Source organism: Brevibacterium sp. FAM 27836 (genome assembly GCF_051351055.1).
GTDB lineage: Bacteria > Actinomycetota > Actinomycetes > Actinomycetales > Brevibacteriaceae > Brevibacterium.
In genome coordinates, this window is sequence record NZ_CP195711.1 from 1,155,558 (window position 1) to 1,171,554 (window position 15,997).

General features: G+C 65.4%; 13 protein-coding genes. 3 read left to right on the top strand and 10 right to left on the bottom strand.

Annotation, left to right across the window (positions count from 1 at the left end):
• Window positions 1-51 precede the first annotated feature (51 nt).
• The gene (trhO, locus tag ACSE4D_RS05365; RefSeq protein WP_135542493.1) at window positions 52-963 is read right to left on the bottom strand and encodes an oxygen-dependent tRNA uridine(34) hydroxylase TrhO; all 912 of its coding nucleotides are present in this window, start codon (window positions 961-963) and stop codon (window positions 52-54) included.
• Window positions 964-1,173: 210 nt separating this feature from the next.
• On the opposite strand from trhO, the gene purL reads away from it, so the two are divergent.
• From purL to ACSE4D_RS05380, 3 genes are all read left to right on the top strand, one after another.
• Window positions 1,174-3,558 (top strand): phosphoribosylformylglycinamidine synthase subunit PurL, encoded by a 2,385-nt coding sequence (gene purL / locus ACSE4D_RS05370; protein WP_436326713.1) that lies wholly within the window; start codon window positions 1,174-1,176, stop codon window positions 3,556-3,558.
• A 315-nt stretch (window positions 3,559-3,873) separates the two neighbouring features.
• Window positions 3,874-5,103, top strand: coding sequence for a cobalamin-independent methionine synthase II family protein (locus ACSE4D_RS05375; RefSeq protein ID WP_436326714.1), 1,230 nt, complete (start codon window positions 3,874-3,876; stop codon window positions 5,101-5,103).
• Window positions 5,104-5,272: 169 nt separating this feature from the next.
• Entirely contained in the window at window positions 5,273-5,815 is a 543-nt protein-coding gene (locus ACSE4D_RS05380; protein ID WP_436326715.1) for a hypothetical protein, read from the top strand.
• Window positions 5,816-5,828: 13 nt separating this feature from the next.
• On the opposite strand, the gene ACSE4D_RS05385 is transcribed toward ACSE4D_RS05380, so the two are convergent.
• The 9 genes from ACSE4D_RS05385 to ACSE4D_RS05425 all read right to left on the bottom strand — a co-directional run bounded on the left by ACSE4D_RS05385 (window position 5,829) and on the right by ACSE4D_RS05425 (window position 15,857).
• Window positions 5,829-7,229 carry a TIGR01777 family oxidoreductase gene (locus ACSE4D_RS05385; protein ID WP_135542486.1) on the bottom strand — a complete coding sequence of 467 codons (1,401 nt, stop codon included), beginning with the start codon at window positions 7,227-7,229 and terminating at the stop codon, window positions 5,829-5,831.
• A 130-nt stretch (window positions 7,230-7,359) separates the two neighbouring features.
• Window positions 7,360-8,949, bottom strand: a complete 1,590-nt coding sequence (gene betC, locus ACSE4D_RS05390; RefSeq protein WP_436326716.1) for a choline-sulfatase — start codon at window positions 8,947-8,949, stop codon at window positions 7,360-7,362.
• Window positions 8,946-11,099 carry a BCCT family transporter gene (locus ACSE4D_RS05395; protein WP_436326717.1) on the bottom strand — a complete coding sequence of 718 codons (2,154 nt, stop codon included), beginning with the start codon at window positions 11,097-11,099 and terminating at the stop codon, window positions 8,946-8,948. Before ACSE4D_RS05395 ends, betC begins: the two co-directional genes overlap by 4 nt.
• A 415-nt stretch (window positions 11,100-11,514) precedes the next feature.
• Window positions 11,515-11,829 (bottom strand): DMT family transporter, encoded by a 315-nt coding sequence (locus ACSE4D_RS05400; protein WP_436326718.1) that lies wholly within the window; start codon window positions 11,827-11,829, stop codon window positions 11,515-11,517.
• Complete coding sequence (locus ACSE4D_RS05405; RefSeq protein ID WP_436326719.1) at window positions 11,826-12,182, bottom strand: DMT family transporter; 357 nt, start codon at window positions 12,180-12,182, stop codon at window positions 11,826-11,828. The genes ACSE4D_RS05400 and ACSE4D_RS05405 overlap by 4 nt, the downstream gene beginning before the upstream one ends.
• Entirely contained in the window at window positions 12,179-12,844 is a 666-nt protein-coding gene (locus ACSE4D_RS05410; RefSeq protein ID WP_436326720.1) for a TetR/AcrR family transcriptional regulator, read from the bottom strand. Before ACSE4D_RS05410 ends, ACSE4D_RS05405 begins: the two co-directional genes overlap by 4 nt.
• Before the next feature lie 108 nt (window positions 12,845-12,952).
• The gene (locus ACSE4D_RS05415) at window positions 12,953-13,744 is read right to left on the bottom strand and encodes an ABC transporter ATP-binding protein (protein WP_436326721.1); all 792 of its coding nucleotides are present in this window, start codon (window positions 13,742-13,744) and stop codon (window positions 12,953-12,955) included.
• Window positions 13,745-13,749: 5 nt separating this feature from the next.
• A complete protein-coding gene (locus tag ACSE4D_RS05420; RefSeq protein ID WP_436326722.1) occupies window positions 13,750-14,733 on the bottom strand; it encodes an ABC transporter permease in 984 nt (327 codons plus the stop codon).
• Between the two features lie 140 nt (window positions 14,734-14,873).
• Entirely contained in the window at window positions 14,874-15,857 is a 984-nt protein-coding gene (locus ACSE4D_RS05425; RefSeq protein WP_436326723.1) for an ABC transporter substrate-binding protein, read from the bottom strand.
• Between the last annotated feature and the right edge of the window lie 140 nt (window positions 15,858-15,997).

Sequence of the window (15,997 nt, forward strand, 5' to 3'; positions counted from 1 at the left end):
CCGAGGGCGAGCGCTGACAGAGTCTGAGGTCGGTTCCGGGCACCGCCCACCTCAGCCGGCAACCGCGTCCGCGCCGACTCCTGCGTCCGCGCACTCGGTGCAGTAGGGCTGCAGTCCCTTGTCCGTGCATTCCTCGCACCGCAGATACTGCTTGCGGCACTCGAGGTTCGCACAGTTGACGAACACCGGAGTGTTCGCTTCGCAGTTCACGCAGTGCCCGATCGATTCGACATTGTCACCGAACTCGACGTGCATGCGCTTGTCGAAGACGTAGAGCGAACCGTCCCAGTAACCGGAGCTGCCGAAGGTCTCGCCGTAGCGGACGATGCCGCCGTCGAGCTGGTAGACCTCTTCGAAACCGCGGTTCTTCATCAGCACCGACAGGACTTCGCAGCGGATTCCGCCGGTGCAGTAGGTGACGACCGGTTTGTCCTTGAGATCGTCGTACTTGCCGGACTCGATCTCCGCGATGAAGTCGCGGGTGGCGTCCGTGTCGGGGACGACGGCGTCGCGGAACTTCCCGATCTGCGCTTCCATCGCATTGCGGCCGTCGAAGAAGATAACATCGTCGCCGCGTTCGTCGAGCAGCTTGTGCAGGGCACCGGGTTTGAGATGCTGCCCGCCGCCTCGGACACCATTCTCGGTGACAGTGATTTCGTCAGCGGTGCCGAAGGTGACGAGCTCCGAACGCACCTTCACACTCAGACGCGGGAAGTCATCGCCCTCACCGTTGGACCACTTGATGTCGGCCTTCTTGAACGGGGCATAGGACTTCGTCGCCCGCACGTACTGCTTGACGTCGAAGATGTCCCCGCCGATGGTGGCGTTGATGCCGTCCTTCGACACGATCACCCGCCCCTTGAGGCCGAGACTCTCGGCAAGGGTATGCTGCCACAGCTTGACCGCTTCGGGGTCGGCCAGCGGAGTGAAGACGTAGAACAGGACGATCTTGGGAGTTGCCATGACTCCCATTCTAAGGCGGCGCAGGCCACCGTCCTCGCCGAGGTGGGATCACCGGAACGATCCCCTCCGCGTCGCCGCGGCGGGGCCACCGGAGCCATCACTGCGACCTCGTCGAAGCGGCCCATCGTGGACGCGCTTCGCGGCCCGGGTCGGGACACGGCTAAGATTGGCCGTGAGTGCCGTGTCGTATGAAAGGGCCCCGAAGAGGACATGACGTCAAACCTCAGCTCTGCGGATTCCACGCAGGTCGATTCCCCGCAGAATGCTTCGAAGAAGGTCAAGGAGACGGTCGAGTTCGCTGCGGCGAATCCCGACGTCGAACAGCCTTTCGCCGATCTCGGTCTCACGGCCGACGAATACGAGCAGATCAAGACGATCCTCGGACGTCGCCCCACCTCGGCGGAGCTGGCCATGTACTCGGTGATGTGGTCCGAGCACTGCTCGTATAAGTCCTCGAAGGTCCACTTGTCGAAGTTCGGTGACAAGGTCACCGAGGATATGAAGAAGCACCTGCTCGTGGGCATCGGCGAGAACGCCGGCGTCGTCGACATCGGCGACGGCTGGGCCGTGACCTTCAAGGTCGAATCCCACAACCACCCCAGCTATGTCGAGCCTCACCAGGGCGCGGCCACGGGTGTCGGCGGCATCGTCCGCGACATCATCTCCATGGGCGCCCGCCCGGTCGCCGTGATGGATCAGCTGCGCTTCGGTGCCATCGATCACCCCGACACCGCCCGCGTCGTCCACGGTGTGGTCGCCGGCATCAGCAACTACGGCAACTCCCTGGGGCTGCCGAACATCGGCGGAGAAACCGTCTTCGACTCCGTCTACCAGGCGAACCCGTTGGTCAACGCTCTGGCCGTGGGTGTCATGCGGCATGAGGACATCCGTCTGGCCAATGCGTCGGGACTCCGCAACAAGGTCGTGCTCTTCGGTGCGCGCACCGGCGGCGACGGCATCGGCGGTGCCTCGATCCTCGCTTCGGAGTCCTTCGACGACACGAAGCCCTCGAAGCGCCCCGCCGTGCAGGTCGGTGACCCCTTCGCAGAGAAGGTGCTCATCGAATGCTGCCTCGAACTCTTCCGCGCCGGCGTCGTCGAAGGCATTCAGGACCTCGGCGCTGCCGGCATCTCCTGCGCCACCTCGGAGCTGGCGTCCAACGGCGACGGCGGAATGCACATCGCGCTCGACGATGTGCTGCTGCGCGATGAGACCCTCACGCCTGAGGAGATCCTCATGTCGGAGTCGCAGGAGCGGATGATGGCCGTCGTCCGTCCCGACCGCCTCGAGGAGTTCCTCGCCATCGTCGGCAAGTGGGAGGTTGAGACCTCCGTGCTCGGCGAGGTCACCGCCTCCGACCGTCTCGTCATCGAATGGCACGGCGACGTCATCGTCGATGTGCCTCCGCGCTCGGTCGCCCACGACGGCCCCGTCTACAACCGTCCGTTCACTCAGCCGTCATGGACCGCCGAGGTGGCTGCGAACACCGTCGACAACGCCGGGCTGAAGAAGCCGGAGACCGACGAGGAGATGCGCTCGACCGTGCTCGAGCTCGCGGGTTCGCCGAACCTCGCTTCGAAGTCGTGGATCACATCGCAGTACGACAAGTACGTCCAGGGCAATACTGCGCTGGCCTACCCGGATGATGCCGGTGTCGTCCGCGTCGATGAGGAGACCGGACTCGGTGTGGCCATCGCCACCGACGCCAACGGTCGCTACAGCTTCCTCGACCCGGCGCGCGGTGCCCAGCTGGCCCTGGCCGAGGCCTACCGCAACGTCTCGACTGCCGGTGCCATCCCCCGTGCGGTCACCGACTGCCTGAACTTCGGATCCCCGGAGGACCCGGAGATCATGTGGCAGTTCGCGCAGTCCGTCGAGGCACTGGCCGATGCCTGCCAGGACATGGGCATCCCCGTCACCGGAGGAAATGTCTCCCTCTACAACCAGACCGGCGGTGTGGCCATCCACCCGACCCCGGTCGTCGGTGTGCTCGGCGTCTTCGACGACGTCACCCGCGCCACCCCCAGCGGGTGGAAGGAACCGGGCCAGACCATCTACCTGCTCGGCACCACCGAGGATGAGCTCGACGGATCGGCGTGGGCCGACGTCACGGCCGGCCACCTCGGCGGAGTCCCTCCGCAGTACAAGCCGGAGGCGGAGAAGGAGCTCAGCGAGATCCTCATCAACTGCTCGCGCGACGGCATGATCGATGCCGCGCACGATCTGTCGCAGGGTGGCCTGTCGCAGGCGCTCGTCGAGTCCAGCCTGCGCTGCGGCACGGGTGCCCGGATCTGGCTCGACGAAGTCTGCGAACGTGACGGCGTCGACGTGTTCACCGCACTGTTCTCCGAGTCCTCGGCACGTGCGATCGTCGCCGTCCCGCGCTCGGAGGAGGTCCGGTTCAAGGACATGTGCACCGCCCGCCGGTTCCCGTTCGTGCGCATCGGCATGACCGATGCCGGCGACCCGGAGCCGAGCCTCGACATCGTCGACCACTTCTCGATCGGCCTCGACGAGCTCGGTCGCGTGCACGAAGACACTCTGCGCAATCGCTTCGGCGGAAGCGTCGCCGCAGTGACCGAGACCGCGGGCTGAGTAGCACCGTGTAGTCGCGACAAGCGACGTTTAGTCCACAGAGTCGGGCCACCACGGCCTGGTCGCTCACCGAGAGGACCACTTCGCTTCGAGAGTGCCAGTTGCAACTGGTCCGCTCGAAGCGAAGTGGTCCTCTCGGCGTTTGGCGGGCGCGGGTGGCGGGCGGGGGCGGGTGCGGGTGGCGCGAGATCGGCGGGCAGCGACCGGCACGTGACCCAACATGACGGTGCCCATGCATGCGTCACCACTGATGTGATTGTCTGAAACGGAACGATACGGCTGATATGCCACCGCACAACCCGAGGAGAGTCACCCATGGCCACGATCCGCACTTCGCACGCCGGATCCTTACCCCGCACCCCTGAGCTCATCGAGGCCAACAAGGTCAAGCACGCTCAGACCGCAGCCCGCCTCGGCGGCGAGACGGTCTCCGACGCCGAGGCCCAGGAGTTCGACGAACTCCTTGCCGCCAGCGTCACCGACCTCGTCAAGCGCCAGAAGGATCTGGGCATCACCCTGCCCAATGACGGCGAATACGGTCACGCGATGGCTTCCGACCTCGACTACGGCGCCTGGTGGCACTACTCCTTCGCCCGCACCGGCGGGCTCGAACTCCACGACCGCAACATCTTCGAAGAGCCGGCCAACCGTTCGACTCCCGGCAACATCGTGCTCACGAGCTTCTCCGATCGGCGCGATCGCAACCTCTTCCCGAGCGTCTACGCGGACGCCAACGCCGGCACCGACACCGGAGCACAGCCGCAGTTCCCCAAGGCGACGGGACCCATCAGCTACATCGGCCAGAAGGCCGTCGCTCAGGACATCGCGAATCTCAAGGCCGGCCTCGCCGCCGCAGGCTACGACGAGCGCGACGGCTACATCAACGCGCTCTCCCCCGGCTCGGCCTCACGCGTGGCCAATGAGTACTACAAAACCGATGAGGAATTCATCTGGGCCTGGGCCGATGTTCTGCGCGAGGAGTACCTCGCCATCACCGAGGCGGGCCTGACCGTCCAGATCGACGACCCCTCACTGGCGGAGAACTTCGACCAGATCAACCCCGAACCGTCCTTCGACGACTACCGGGCGTTCATCCAGGTCCGCATCGACGCCCTCAACCACGCCCTGCGCGGCATCGACCCGGCGCAGGTCCGCATCCACACCTGCTGGGGCTCCTGGCACGGACCGCATGTCACGGACCTGCCGTTCGCCGAGATCGTTGATCAGGTGCTGTCGATCAACGCCGCCGGCATCACCTTCGAGGCGGCCAACGTCCGCCACGAGCACGAGTGGAAGATCTGGGAGGAGACGAAGCTGCCCGAGGGCAAGTACATCATCCCCGGCATCGTCTCCCATGCGACGAACGTCGTCGAGCACCCCGAGCTCGTCGCCGAGCGCATCGGCCGCTTCGCCAAGCTCGTCGGGCCGGAGAACGTCGTGGCCTCGACCGACTGCGGTCTCGGTGGACGCATCCACCCGGAGATCGCGGTTGCGAAGCTGCAGTCCCTGACCGAAGGTGCGCAGATCGCTTCGCAGCGCTTCTGATCCGCGTGCGTCCGGTCCCCTCCGCCGATCCTTCCCGAACGGCGGAGGGGATCGCCGCATTCACCCGCGGCTCATTCGGCACCCGCCGAGGCGACCCCAACGGCCACACCCAGGCAACGCCACCGGCGCCCACCGGGCCAGCACCGACGCGACTCGATAGGCTCGAACAATGACACCGCCACCTCATCGATCGGAACCCGACCCCAGAGCGTTCGGATTCGCAGCCGTGATGCTCTGCGTCCTCCTCGCCACGATCTTCGTCTTCATCGTCTTCGCACCGACCAGCGTCCCCGGTCATATCGGCCCGAACGGAATTATCGGCTCCTGGTCGTCGAAGGCCCTGGTGCTCACCGCGGTCATTCCCGTCTCCCTGCTCATCTCGGTCGGCTTCATGATCCGGCCGCTATGGGAGTCGCTGCCCCTGACCCTTGTGCAGATGCCCTTCGTCTTCTTCAAGTCGTTCTGGATCGCCGAAGGACGCACGGACTATGTCTATGCCAGGATGCTCGAGTTCCTGCGGATCCTCTCCGGCCTGTCCAGCGGCTTCTTCACGGCACTGATGTGGATGGATCTCTGGGCCGCAGCAGGTCTGCCGGTGCCCGCTCATCTGCAGCAGTTCGTCTTCGTCTCTCTCGCGGCTGCGCTCATCGCCGCCGTCGTGCGCAACTACCGCAGCCTGCATCCCTCTCAGTGGACGCCCGAGTCGGACTGAGACTCTCGGCGGCTCAGGCTCCGGTTCCGAGCTCCTCCTCGAGGCAGTCGGCCAGCGTCGGCTGCGCGAACTGGTAACCGGTCTCCTGCAGACGTTCGGGCACCACCTTCTGATCGGCCAGCGCGAGTTCCTTGGCCCCATCGCGACCGAGGACCAGCTCGGTGACGAAGCCCGGGGTGGGCACACGGGCCGGGCGGTGGAGATGAGCGGCGAGTGCCTCCGCGAACTCCGCCTGAGTGACGAGGTCCGGTGCCACAGCATTGACCGGCCCCCGCACATAGTCGTAGAGAACAGCGTGGACGTAGGCTCGGGCCACATCATCGAGCGAGATCCACGCCAGGGCCTGTTCGCCGCTGCCCAGTTTTCCGCCCGCACCGGCGAGATACAGCGGGGCCTGGATCTTCAGCAGCCCGCCGAGGGTGGACAGCACGACCCCGGTGCGGATCGACACCCATCTCACGCCGGCTTCCTCGACGCGTGCGGCCTCGGACTCCCACTCCTGGCACACCTCGGCGAGGAATCCCTGGCCGGCCGGAGCCGATTCGTCCACGGGTTCGTCGGAGTCCGATCCGTAGTATCCGACCGCCGAGGCGCAGACGAAGACTTCTGGACGCTTGGCCTCGGGCAGGCTGAGCATGGTTTCGACCAGCAGCCGCGTCGAATCGATCCGTGAGGACCGGATCTCCTGCTTCGCGCTCTTCGTGAAGCGGGTGGCGATGGATTTCCCGCCGAGGTGGACGACCGCATCCGCCCACGCCAGGTCGCGGGGGTTGATGATGCCGAGGTCCGGATTCCAATGCACTTCGTAGGGCAGGGTCGGTGTCCGTCGTACGAGGAGACGCACGAAGTGACCGGCCGTGGAGAACAGTGCGGCCACCTGGCGGCCGATCATCCCGCTGCTGCCGGCGATGAGGATCCGTTTGCCCTTCTTCCGCGTCAGCAGGGGTGCGTTCGTGCTCTCCATGAATGAGATGTCCATGAGCATGCGTCGGTGCCGGGCCGCGAATGTCGCTTCGAGGTTGCGGATGAGAGTGCGATCGATGGCGTCGAACCCCTGCGGGGCCATGGAGAACTCGACCTGATCGTCGATCTTCGTCCCTCCGGCGACCGAGGTGAACTCATGGGTGTGCTTCCACTGACTCAGCGGGCCCTTCTTGAGCTCGTCGACGAAGGAGAACCTCGACGGCCCCTCCGAGTGCACCGAGCTGAAGGGACGGCGGACCAGTCCGTAGCTGCCCGGAACGCTCGTTCGCACCTGTGCGACGGAGCCCGGCGAGATCGGAGGGTAGCTCTCCTCGACGATCTCCTGCGCCCAGTGCGGCGACAGTCGGGTCAGCGCTCCCGGCTGGGCGTGCCAGAGATAGGTCGTCTCCGCCGACAGCGGAACTTCAGATGTCCACTCGAACTTCGTCATGACATCCCTCCTGCTTGAGATGATGCCACTCGATCCTGAGAGTGTGAGGCACAACTCGCCCAAGTGAAGATGAATTGTCACCGGCCGGTGGGCGATGCGCCCACCGGCCGGTGACAATGCCTGTCGTCGCTCAGCTTTCGACGGCGGGGATCTTTCCGAATCGGAACGCCGACCAGAAATCGCCGCGGACGTAGCCGTGGTTGGGTTCCGGGTCGAAGTCCCAGTGCCTCACCGTTCCGACCTTGAGCGCATCGGCAACGAGCTGCCGGCTCGACTGGCTCCCGAGCACGTGCTCCTCGAGGTGGTCGAGGTCGTAGCGGGACTCGAGCTCCTCCCGCATCGCCTGCAGCGTCTGCGCATAGGCGGGGTCCTCGGCCCGGTTGACCAGCTCATCCGGGTCGGCGGCGAGGTCGAAGAGCAGAGCCGGATCGCCCGGGCAGAGCGTGAGCTTGCAGTCTCCGCGCACAAGCGTGACCTGCGGGCGGTAGGTGCCTTCGGCGAAGTATTCGACGACGACATCCCGGTCCTCGGGTCCGAGTTCTCCCGTGGCCTCCCGCCGAGCCGACTCCAGCAGGGACGTACCCACCAGCCCTTCATCGATCGCCGAGGCGGCCCCGGCCGACGCGTCTGCCCCACCGTCCGCGGAGGCCGCATCGCTGCCGGTGCGGGCGATCTCGAGCAGAGTGGGCGCGAGGTCGACGAGGCTGACGGGGTTGGCGTAGCGGCCGGGAGTGACCACCTCGGCGGGGCCGTTGATGATGATCGGCACCCGGGAGGACTGCTCGTAGGGCGACATCTTGAACCACAGTCCCTTCTCCCCCAGCATGTCACCGTGGTCGCTGGTGACGATGATGACCGTGTTCTTCGCCAGGTCGAGCTCCTCGAGCCGCTTCCTGATCGCCCCGACATGGTCGTCGATGTAGTTCACCGCCGCATAGTAGGCTCGGCGGGCTCGACGCACGTCCTCGATGCCGGGCTCGCGCTGGTCGAAACCGCACATCGTGCGCAGCCGGTGGCTGTGCGGGTCCTCGGCCGCATCGGGAACCTCGGGGTGGGCGGGGTCCGGGATGTCCACCTCGGCGAATCGGTCCCAGTTGGCCTTCGGCGGTTCGTACGGATCGTGCGGGTGGATGAACGAGGTGACCATGAGGAACGGCTGGTCGGATCCGGCCGCCTGATTCGCGCGTTTGCGGTCGTTGAGGTGCCGCAGGGTCTTGAAGATCACCTCATCGTCGAAGTCCTGCTGGACGTTCGCACTCGCCGCTCCGGCGGTGAACACGGGTTCGGCTTCGTGGTACCACTGGAGCTTCTCCTCCAACGGCCGCTGCCAGTCCGGAACCATGTCGAGATCGGCCGGGTAGACATCGGTGGTCAGGCGCTGCTCGAACCCGTGGTGCTGGTCGGGCCCGATGAAATGCATGCGCCCGATGAGCGCCGTGTGATAGCCGAGCTTGCGCAGCCGGTGGGCGAAGGTCGGCACCGAGGCGGCGAAGTCATCGCCGTTGTCGAGGCAGTCGACGTCTGAGGGCATCCGTCCGGTCATCATCGATGCCCGCGACGGCGCACACAGGGGCGTATTGCAGTACGCCCGGTCGAAGACCGCCCCATCGGCGGCCAGAGCATCCATGTTCGGTGTCAGCGCGGCCTGATCGCCGTAGGCGCCCAGGGCCTGCGCGGCCATCTGATCGGCCTGGATGACGATGATGTTCGGGGTGGTCATGAGCGGTCCTCTCGGTGATCGGTGGTGGAGTCGGAATCGGTCGCCGAGGCAGCTCCGGACCCGGCGAGTTCCTCAGCCTCGGTGTCGGTGGGGTCATCATCGGCTGCCGCGGATCCGTCCGGATCACCGGATTCGGGATCGGCGGTCCAGCCGTCGGCCCATTCCCCGGTTTCGTAGTCGAAGCCGACCGGATCGCCGTTCTCGTCCGTGCGCTGGTACCAGCCGGTGTAGTCCTCGTGTTCGGAGTCGATGCCGCAGTTCGCCCCGTCACCGGGTTCGGTGGGAACGACCAGGAGGGCGAAGTCGTCGCCATAGGCGTCGGCACCGGCGACCACGGCATTGTCGACGGCGTTGAGCGCGTACTGCCGGCGCAGAGCCAGCGGGTCCGTGCGCAGCTCCTTGAACCACGCGACGATGATGAAGAGCATGACGATCGCAAACGGCACGGCCGTGACGATGACGAGCTGCTGGAGCCCTTCGAGCGCGCTGGCGTCGCCGAGGAGGAGCATGACCACGGCGATGCCGGACATGACCAGACCCCAGAACACGACGACCCACTTCTTCGGTTCCTGATCACCGCGGCTGGTGAGCATGCCCATGACCACCGAGGCGGAGTCCGCGGAGGTGATGAAGAAGATCGCGAGGACGACGATGACGACGAACGGCAGCCATTCGACGTAGGGCAGATTGTCGATGAGGGTGAAGAACACCTCGGGGGCTTCCATGCTGTCGTTGAAGCCCGCGGCTCCGGAACGGTACATCGAGATCGAGGTTCCGCCCATGATGCCGTAGGCGACGAAGAGCAGAGTCGAGGGGATGAAGATCGTCCCGAGGATGAACTGACGGATGGAGCGACCGCGGGAGATGCGGGCGATGAAGGTACCGACGAACGGCGACCAGGAGATCCACCAGGCCCAGTAGTACACGGTCCACAGCGACTGGAATTCCTGAGTCTCATCGCCCCAGGACAGAGACCGGCCCATCATGTCGAACATCGAGCCGAGGTATTCCATGAACGCCGACGGCAGCAGGTTGAACAGGAACAGAGTCGGTCCGAGGAACAGGACCAGAGCGACGATGCCGACGGTGAGCACGATGTTGATCGACGACAGGTAGCGGATTCCCCGGGAGACGCCGGAGACGGCCGAGATGATGAATCCGCAGGTGAGGACGAGAATGATGATGACGAGCATATTGTTCGTCATCGGTCCCGCTCCGGAGACGATGCTGACTCCGGTGCCGATCTGCATGGCCGCGATGCCCAGGGCCGCGGCGGTGCCGAAGAGCGTGGCGACGATGGCGAAGATGTCGACGAGCTTGCCGGCGAAGCCCTCGGTCTGGCGCTTGCCGAAGAGGGTGACGAAGATCGAGGACAGCAGCAGGGAGCGTCCGCGACGGTAGGCGGCGTAGGCGATGGCACCGCCGACGAGGGCATACATCGCCCAGGCGTGGAAGCCCCAGTGGAAGTAGGTCTGGGCCATCGCACCGTGAAGCGCTTCGGTGGTCTCCGGGTCGTTCGTCAGCGGAGGCGGGGCGATGAAGTAGGTCAGCGGCTCGGAGGGCCCGAAGAAGAGCACACCGATGCCGATGCCGGCGGCGAAGAGCATCGCGACCCAGGAGAAGGTGCTGAACTCGGATTTCTCTCCGTCCTTGCCCAAGGGGATCTTGCCGTAGGGCGAGAACGCGAGGATGAGCAGAGACACGAGCACGATGATGGCGACGAGGTTGAACAGCCAACCGACGTGCAGAGTCGCCCAGTCATAGGCCGTCTGGGCGACACCGGCGACGCTGCTGGGGCTTGCGATGCCCCAGATGACGAATGCGACGGTCAGCGACCCGGCGATCGCGAAGATGATCTTGTCGAGGAAGTAGTGACGACGCTGCTCGTCGATGGCGATGCCGGGCACGAGGATGGGGTGGGTGTCGTGCGGGTAGTTGGCGCCCGCCTCGCTGGCACCGGCCTTGCGAGGGTCGGGACGGCTGTAGTCGAGCTTGCCGAGGCCTCGTCCGGTCTCTCGGCTGACCCGTCCCGCTTCGGCACCGACGCGCTTCGCGTCGGCCTTCAGCCGTTCTCGCGGCGGGCGGCGGGTGGACGTGGTGGATTGGTCCGATTCCGTCCGGTCGGGATTCGTTTCGAAATCGTCTGCCATGTGTCGGTTCACTTTCATTCGGCGGTCAGGACAACTGTTCGTCGAACGGCGACAGGCCCAGCAGACATACCCGCTATCGCCCGATGAGCTCGGCGGCTCATCAGGTCAGAGATTTTCAGGATTCGAGATCGACTGGGCTGTCGCCGATCAGCAGGGGGCTCCGCGGATCGGCGGACGGTGCTTAGGGCTCTCCGCCCCACCATCCGACGGCAGCAGGTTCCCAGGAGTCATCGGCGAAGCCACAGCTCGGGCGTTCACGATTCGGAGTCGACGAACCACCACGGTGTGGGTCGTCACTTCCGAAAAGAGTCATATCTTCAGACGATAACAGTTTCTGCAGTCTTCCCAAAGGAAACGGCAACGGCCGCTGGACACAGCCTCAAGGCCACTCTGCCCGGAATGCGTGCCGCTGAGCTCAGCCTGCTTCGACGAGCATGACGCCGACGGCGATGAAACCGATGCCGAGAAGCGCCTTCCGCGTCAGCGGGTCCTTCCAGATGACGCGTGAGAGCAGACAGACCAGGGCGACTCCGCATGCGGCCCAGAGGCCGTAGGCGACGCCGAGGTGCATGCCGGCGGCCAGTGTTCGGCCGAGGAAGTAGAAGGCAGCACCGTAGGCGAGGCCGACGGGAATGAACCAGATCCTGCGCTGCAGGCCCGCGCTGGCGCGCAGGCACAGGGTGCCGGCGACTTCGCTGAGGATCGACAGGACCAACCAGAGCCAACTCATTCGGTCACCTCCTCTACGGACTCTGATTCACCGGGCGTTCCCGACTCGACGAGGACGACACCGATGATGATGACGACGATGCCGATCACGGCACCCAAGCTGAGGACTTCTCCGAAGAACACGACACCGAGCATCGCAACGAGAGCGACACCGCTGGCCGACCAGGTGGCGTAGACGGCACCCAGCGGCATCCCGAGTCGCTGGGTGAGGCCGAGGATGAAGAAGGCTGCGGCGTAGAGGATGACGACGCCGGGGATCCACACCGGATCGGCGATGGAGGCGCGCAGCATCAGCGTTGCGGCCACCTCGGCGAGGATGGCGACGGCGAGGAGGAGCAGACGGGTCATATTCATGCGGTCACCTCCCGGGTGCCGGTGCCGGTGCCATCGGCAACGGCGCGATCTTCGGCCGCTGAGCACTCACCTGCGGCTGCGGACTCTTCGGCTCCGGTACGGCGGTTCCCTGCGGTGAGTCTTTCGGCCGTGTCGATGAGTCCGAGGGCGTGTTCGCGCACGGCGGCGAGGTCGGTCGACCGGAAGACTCCGGTGGCTTCGGACATCCATGCCCCGTCGGCGCAGAACCGGGCCGCGGTCAGCAGTGACACCGCCTGCGCGTCGAGCCCGACGGTGTCGAACCACGGCCCGAGGTGGCCACTCCACGCCTCCGCCAACGTCGGGTGGTAGAGGGCATCGGAGAAGATCCAGTAGTCGGCGCGGGAGACCTCTGCCGTGGTCGCGACGGCGACATAGGCGCGGTGCCGCTCGAAGCTCGACAGCTCCCCAACCGGTTTCCCGGCCTGCCCGGCGAGCATATGCGCCCAATGCTCGGCGGCATGATCGACCACTCCCACCATGAGGGCTTGTTTGGAGGGGAAGTGGTACATCAGCCCCGGCTTCGTCAGCCCTGCCTGGTGGGCGACCGATTCGAGCGAGATGGTCACACCCTGCACCGAGTCGTGCGATTCGGCGAGAGCCTTCGCCGCTTCGAGAATCCGTGTCCGCACATCACCAGCCATACAGCGACTTTACCAACCGGTTGGTAAAGTCAGCCAGCCCTGGCCTTCACCGGCTCAGCTGCTCGCCGATGCGGCCACTCCGCGAGTTCAGCGGATTGGTCCTGCGACTCAGTTGAGCAGCGCCCGGTCCCCCAGGGTGGCTCCCTTGAGCTTCGAGAACTCCCCGAGCAGGGTCTCAACCGTCAGGTCCTTCTTCTCCTCGGCCGTGGCCTGGTAGATGATGCGACCTTCGTGCATCATGATCAGCCGGTTGCCCAGCGCGATCGCCTGCTCCATGTTGTGGGTGACCATGAGCGTGGTCAGCCCATCGGCTTCGACGATCTTCTTCGTCAGCGCCGTCACCAGCGCTGCGCGCTGTGGGTCGAGCGCCGCCGTGTGCTCGTCGAGCAGCAGGATCCGCGGCTGAGTGAATCCGGCCATGAGCAGACTCAGCGCCTGCCGCTGTCCGCCGGACAGCAGCCCGACCTTCGTCTTCAGTCGGTTCTCGAGGCCGAGCTCGAGCGTCGCCAACTCGTCCTTGAAGTGCTCCCGCCGCGCCGAGGTGGTGCCCCGACCCAGCCCACGTGACTGTCCGCGCTTGAGCGCCAGGGACAGGTTCTGTTCGATCGTGAGGTCCGGTGCTGTGCCCGCCATGGGATCCTGGAACACCCGGCCCAGGTACTTCGCGCGCTTGTGTTCACGTTTCCGAGACACCTCGGTGTCGTCGATCGTGATCGATCCGGAGTCGATGGGCAGACGTCCGGAGATCGTGTTGAGCAGTGTCGACTTGCCCGCACCGTTGGAGCCGATGACGGTGACGAAGTCGGACTCGGCGAGTTCGAGCGAGAGCCCCTGCAGCGCCTTGCGCTCGTTGACGGTTCCGGCGAAGAAGGTTTTTGAGATGTTGTTGATCTTGAGCATGCCACTCAGCCTTCCTTCCCGGCGCGTGGACTGCTTGCCCCGGCAGGGATGTCAGCGATCTCGGCCGGGTCCTTGATGTCGGTCGTGCCTTGCGGCACCGAGGTGGCCGCACGGTTGCCGCGGCCGCGCAGCGACGGGATCCGCTTGAGGAAGCCCCACCTGGGCAGCAGCAGTGCGATGACGACGAGGAGCGCAGTGGTCAGCTTCATGTCGTTCGTGTCGAGCCCGGCGCGCAGGGCGAGGAAGATGATGAGCCGGTAGAACACGGAGCCGAGCAGTGCGCCGAGGCTGGCCATGAAGATGTTGCGGTTGCCGAACACGGCCTGGCCGAGGATGACCGACGCCAGTCCGACGAGGATGAGGCCGATGCCCATGCTGATGTCGGAGAAGCCCTGGTACTGGGCGACGAGGGCACCGCAGAGCGCGACGAACCCGTTCGACAGGGCGAGGGTGAGCATCGTCGAATTGTCGGTGTTGACACCGAGGCTGCGGATCATCTCCTTGTTGTTGCCGGTGGCCTGGATGGCCAGGCCGAGATCGGTGGTGAGGAACCAGTCGATGGCGAATTTGAGGATGAGGGCGAAGGCGAGCAGGATCGCGATCGACACCCAGGTGCCCAACAGCATGTTCTCCCGCAGCGGGGTGAACACGGTGTCCTCTCGCAGCAGCGGCAGGTTCGCTTTGCCCATGATCCGCAGGTTGATCGACCACAGTCCGATCATCGTGAGGATGCCGGCGAGCAGTCCATCGATGCCGCCCTTGGTGTGGAGCAGACCGGTGATGTATCCGGCGATGAGTCCGGCACCGATCGCGGCGGCGGTGGCCAGGAAGGGGTCGACCCCGGCGATGATGAGGGAGGCTGCGGTGGCGCCGCCCGTGGTGAAGCTTCCGTCGACGGTGAGATCGGGGAAGTTGAGGACCTTGAAGGTCAGATAGACCCCGAGCGCCATCGCGCCGTAGATGAGCCCGAGCTCCAATGCTCCGAACATGGGTTTCCGTTCATTTCTGGTGTGTGGTTCGTGGTGGCGCCGAGGGGCCGGCAGTGCTGCCGGCACCCTCGGCGCCGGTGACCTCAGGTTGAGGAGTCCAGGACTCCGCGCACCGGGTCACGGGGTGTGGCCGACGAGGGTCAGTCGATGACGTTGTCGGCTTCGTCGATGAGCTTCTGCGGAATTTCGACGCCCTGGGCCTTGGCGGCCTTCGGGTTGACGACGAGCTCGAGGTTCGAGCTGGTCTCGACCGGCATCTCGGCAGGCTTCTTTCCGTCCTGGAGGATCTTGAGAGCCATTTCGCCGGTCTGTTCGCCGAGCTTCGTGTAGTCGATGCCGCGGGTGATCGCTGCCCCGGATTCGACCTGGCCGGCTTCGGAGCCGACGAGCAGAGCCTTGTTCTTCTCTGCCGCCTGAACCATGGTCGACACGGCCGAGACGACGTTGTTGTCGGTGGGCACGTAGTAGGCGTCGACCTTGCCGAGTGACTCCACGGCCTGGGCGAGTTCGCTCGAGTTCGCGATCGTCGCTTCCTTGATCTTCACATCAAGGTCCTTCGCGGCCTTCTTCGCCAGGTCGACCTGCACCTGCGAGTTGACCTCACCGGAGCTGTAGACGATGCCGACGGTCTTCGCATCGGGCTTGACGTCCTTGACGAGCTTGAGCTGCTCTTCGACCGGGTTGAGGTCGGAGGTGCCGGTGACGTTGCCGCCGGGCTTGTCGCTGGAGTCGACGAGCCCGGCTTCCTCGGCGTCGGTGACGGCGGTGAAGAGCACGGGCTTGTCGGTGATCGCCTGAGCCGCGGCTTGGGCGGCCGGGGTGGCGACGGCGAGCACGAGGTCGAGGTCGTCGTTGGCGAAGGTCTGGGCGATCGAGGTCGCGTTGGCCTGTTCGCCCTGGGCGTTCTGCACATCCCAGTCCACGTCGACGCCGGCATCGTCGAAGGACTTCTTGAAGCCTTCGGTGGCGGCGTCGAGCGCCGGGTGCTGCACGAGCTGCGAGACACCGATGGCGAACGAGTCGTCCTTGCCGCCGCCGTCACCGCCCTCTCCGCCGGAGCAGGCCGAAACCGCAAGAATCGAACCGACCGCCACAATCGCTGTGGCCAATTTCCTGAGACGCATTCTTCTCCCTTTCGGAATTTCGGTCCGCCGGTGCGGATCCGTCACGAATTCTGCATTCGGCACCGCCTCCCCTCGCACGCGAGAGGGTAGGGCGATGCAGATGAATGATGTGTCACCTGGCCTCAGACCGTTCTGAGACC

Coding starts and splice junctions, on each gene's coding strand:
- trhO (WP_135542493.1), bottom strand. CDS start 963: ATGGCAACTCCCAAGATCGTCCTGTTCTACGTCTTCACTCCGCTGGCC.
- purL (WP_436326713.1), top strand. CDS start 1,174: ATGACGTCAAACCTCAGCTCTGCGGATTCCACGCAGGTCGATTCCCCG.
- ACSE4D_RS05375 (WP_436326714.1), top strand. CDS start 3,874: ATGGCCACGATCCGCACTTCGCACGCCGGATCCTTACCCCGCACCCCT.
- ACSE4D_RS05380 (WP_436326715.1), top strand. CDS start 5,273: ATGACACCGCCACCTCATCGATCGGAACCCGACCCCAGAGCGTTCGGA.
- ACSE4D_RS05385 (WP_135542486.1), bottom strand. CDS start 7,229: ATGACGAAGTTCGAGTGGACATCTGAAGTTCCGCTGTCGGCGGAGACG.
- betC (WP_436326716.1), bottom strand. CDS start 8,949: ATGACCACCCCGAACATCATCGTCATCCAGGCCGATCAGATGGCCGCG.
- ACSE4D_RS05395 (WP_436326717.1), bottom strand. CDS start 11,099: ATGGCAGACGATTTCGAAACGAATCCCGACCGGACGGAATCGGACCAA.
- ACSE4D_RS05400 (WP_436326718.1), bottom strand. CDS start 11,829: ATGAGTTGGCTCTGGTTGGTCCTGTCGATCCTCAGCGAAGTCGCCGGC.
- ACSE4D_RS05405 (WP_436326719.1), bottom strand. CDS start 12,182: ATGAATATGACCCGTCTGCTCCTCCTCGCCGTCGCCATCCTCGCCGAG.
- ACSE4D_RS05410 (WP_436326720.1), bottom strand. CDS start 12,844: ATGGCTGGTGATGTGCGGACACGGATTCTCGAAGCGGCGAAGGCTCTC.
- ACSE4D_RS05415 (WP_436326721.1), bottom strand. CDS start 13,744: ATGCTCAAGATCAACAACATCTCAAAAACCTTCTTCGCCGGAACCGTC.
- ACSE4D_RS05420 (WP_436326722.1), bottom strand. CDS start 14,733: ATGTTCGGAGCATTGGAGCTCGGGCTCATCTACGGCGCGATGGCGCTC.
- ACSE4D_RS05425 (WP_436326723.1), bottom strand. CDS start 15,857: ATGCGTCTCAGGAAATTGGCCACAGCGATTGTGGCGGTCGGTTCGATT.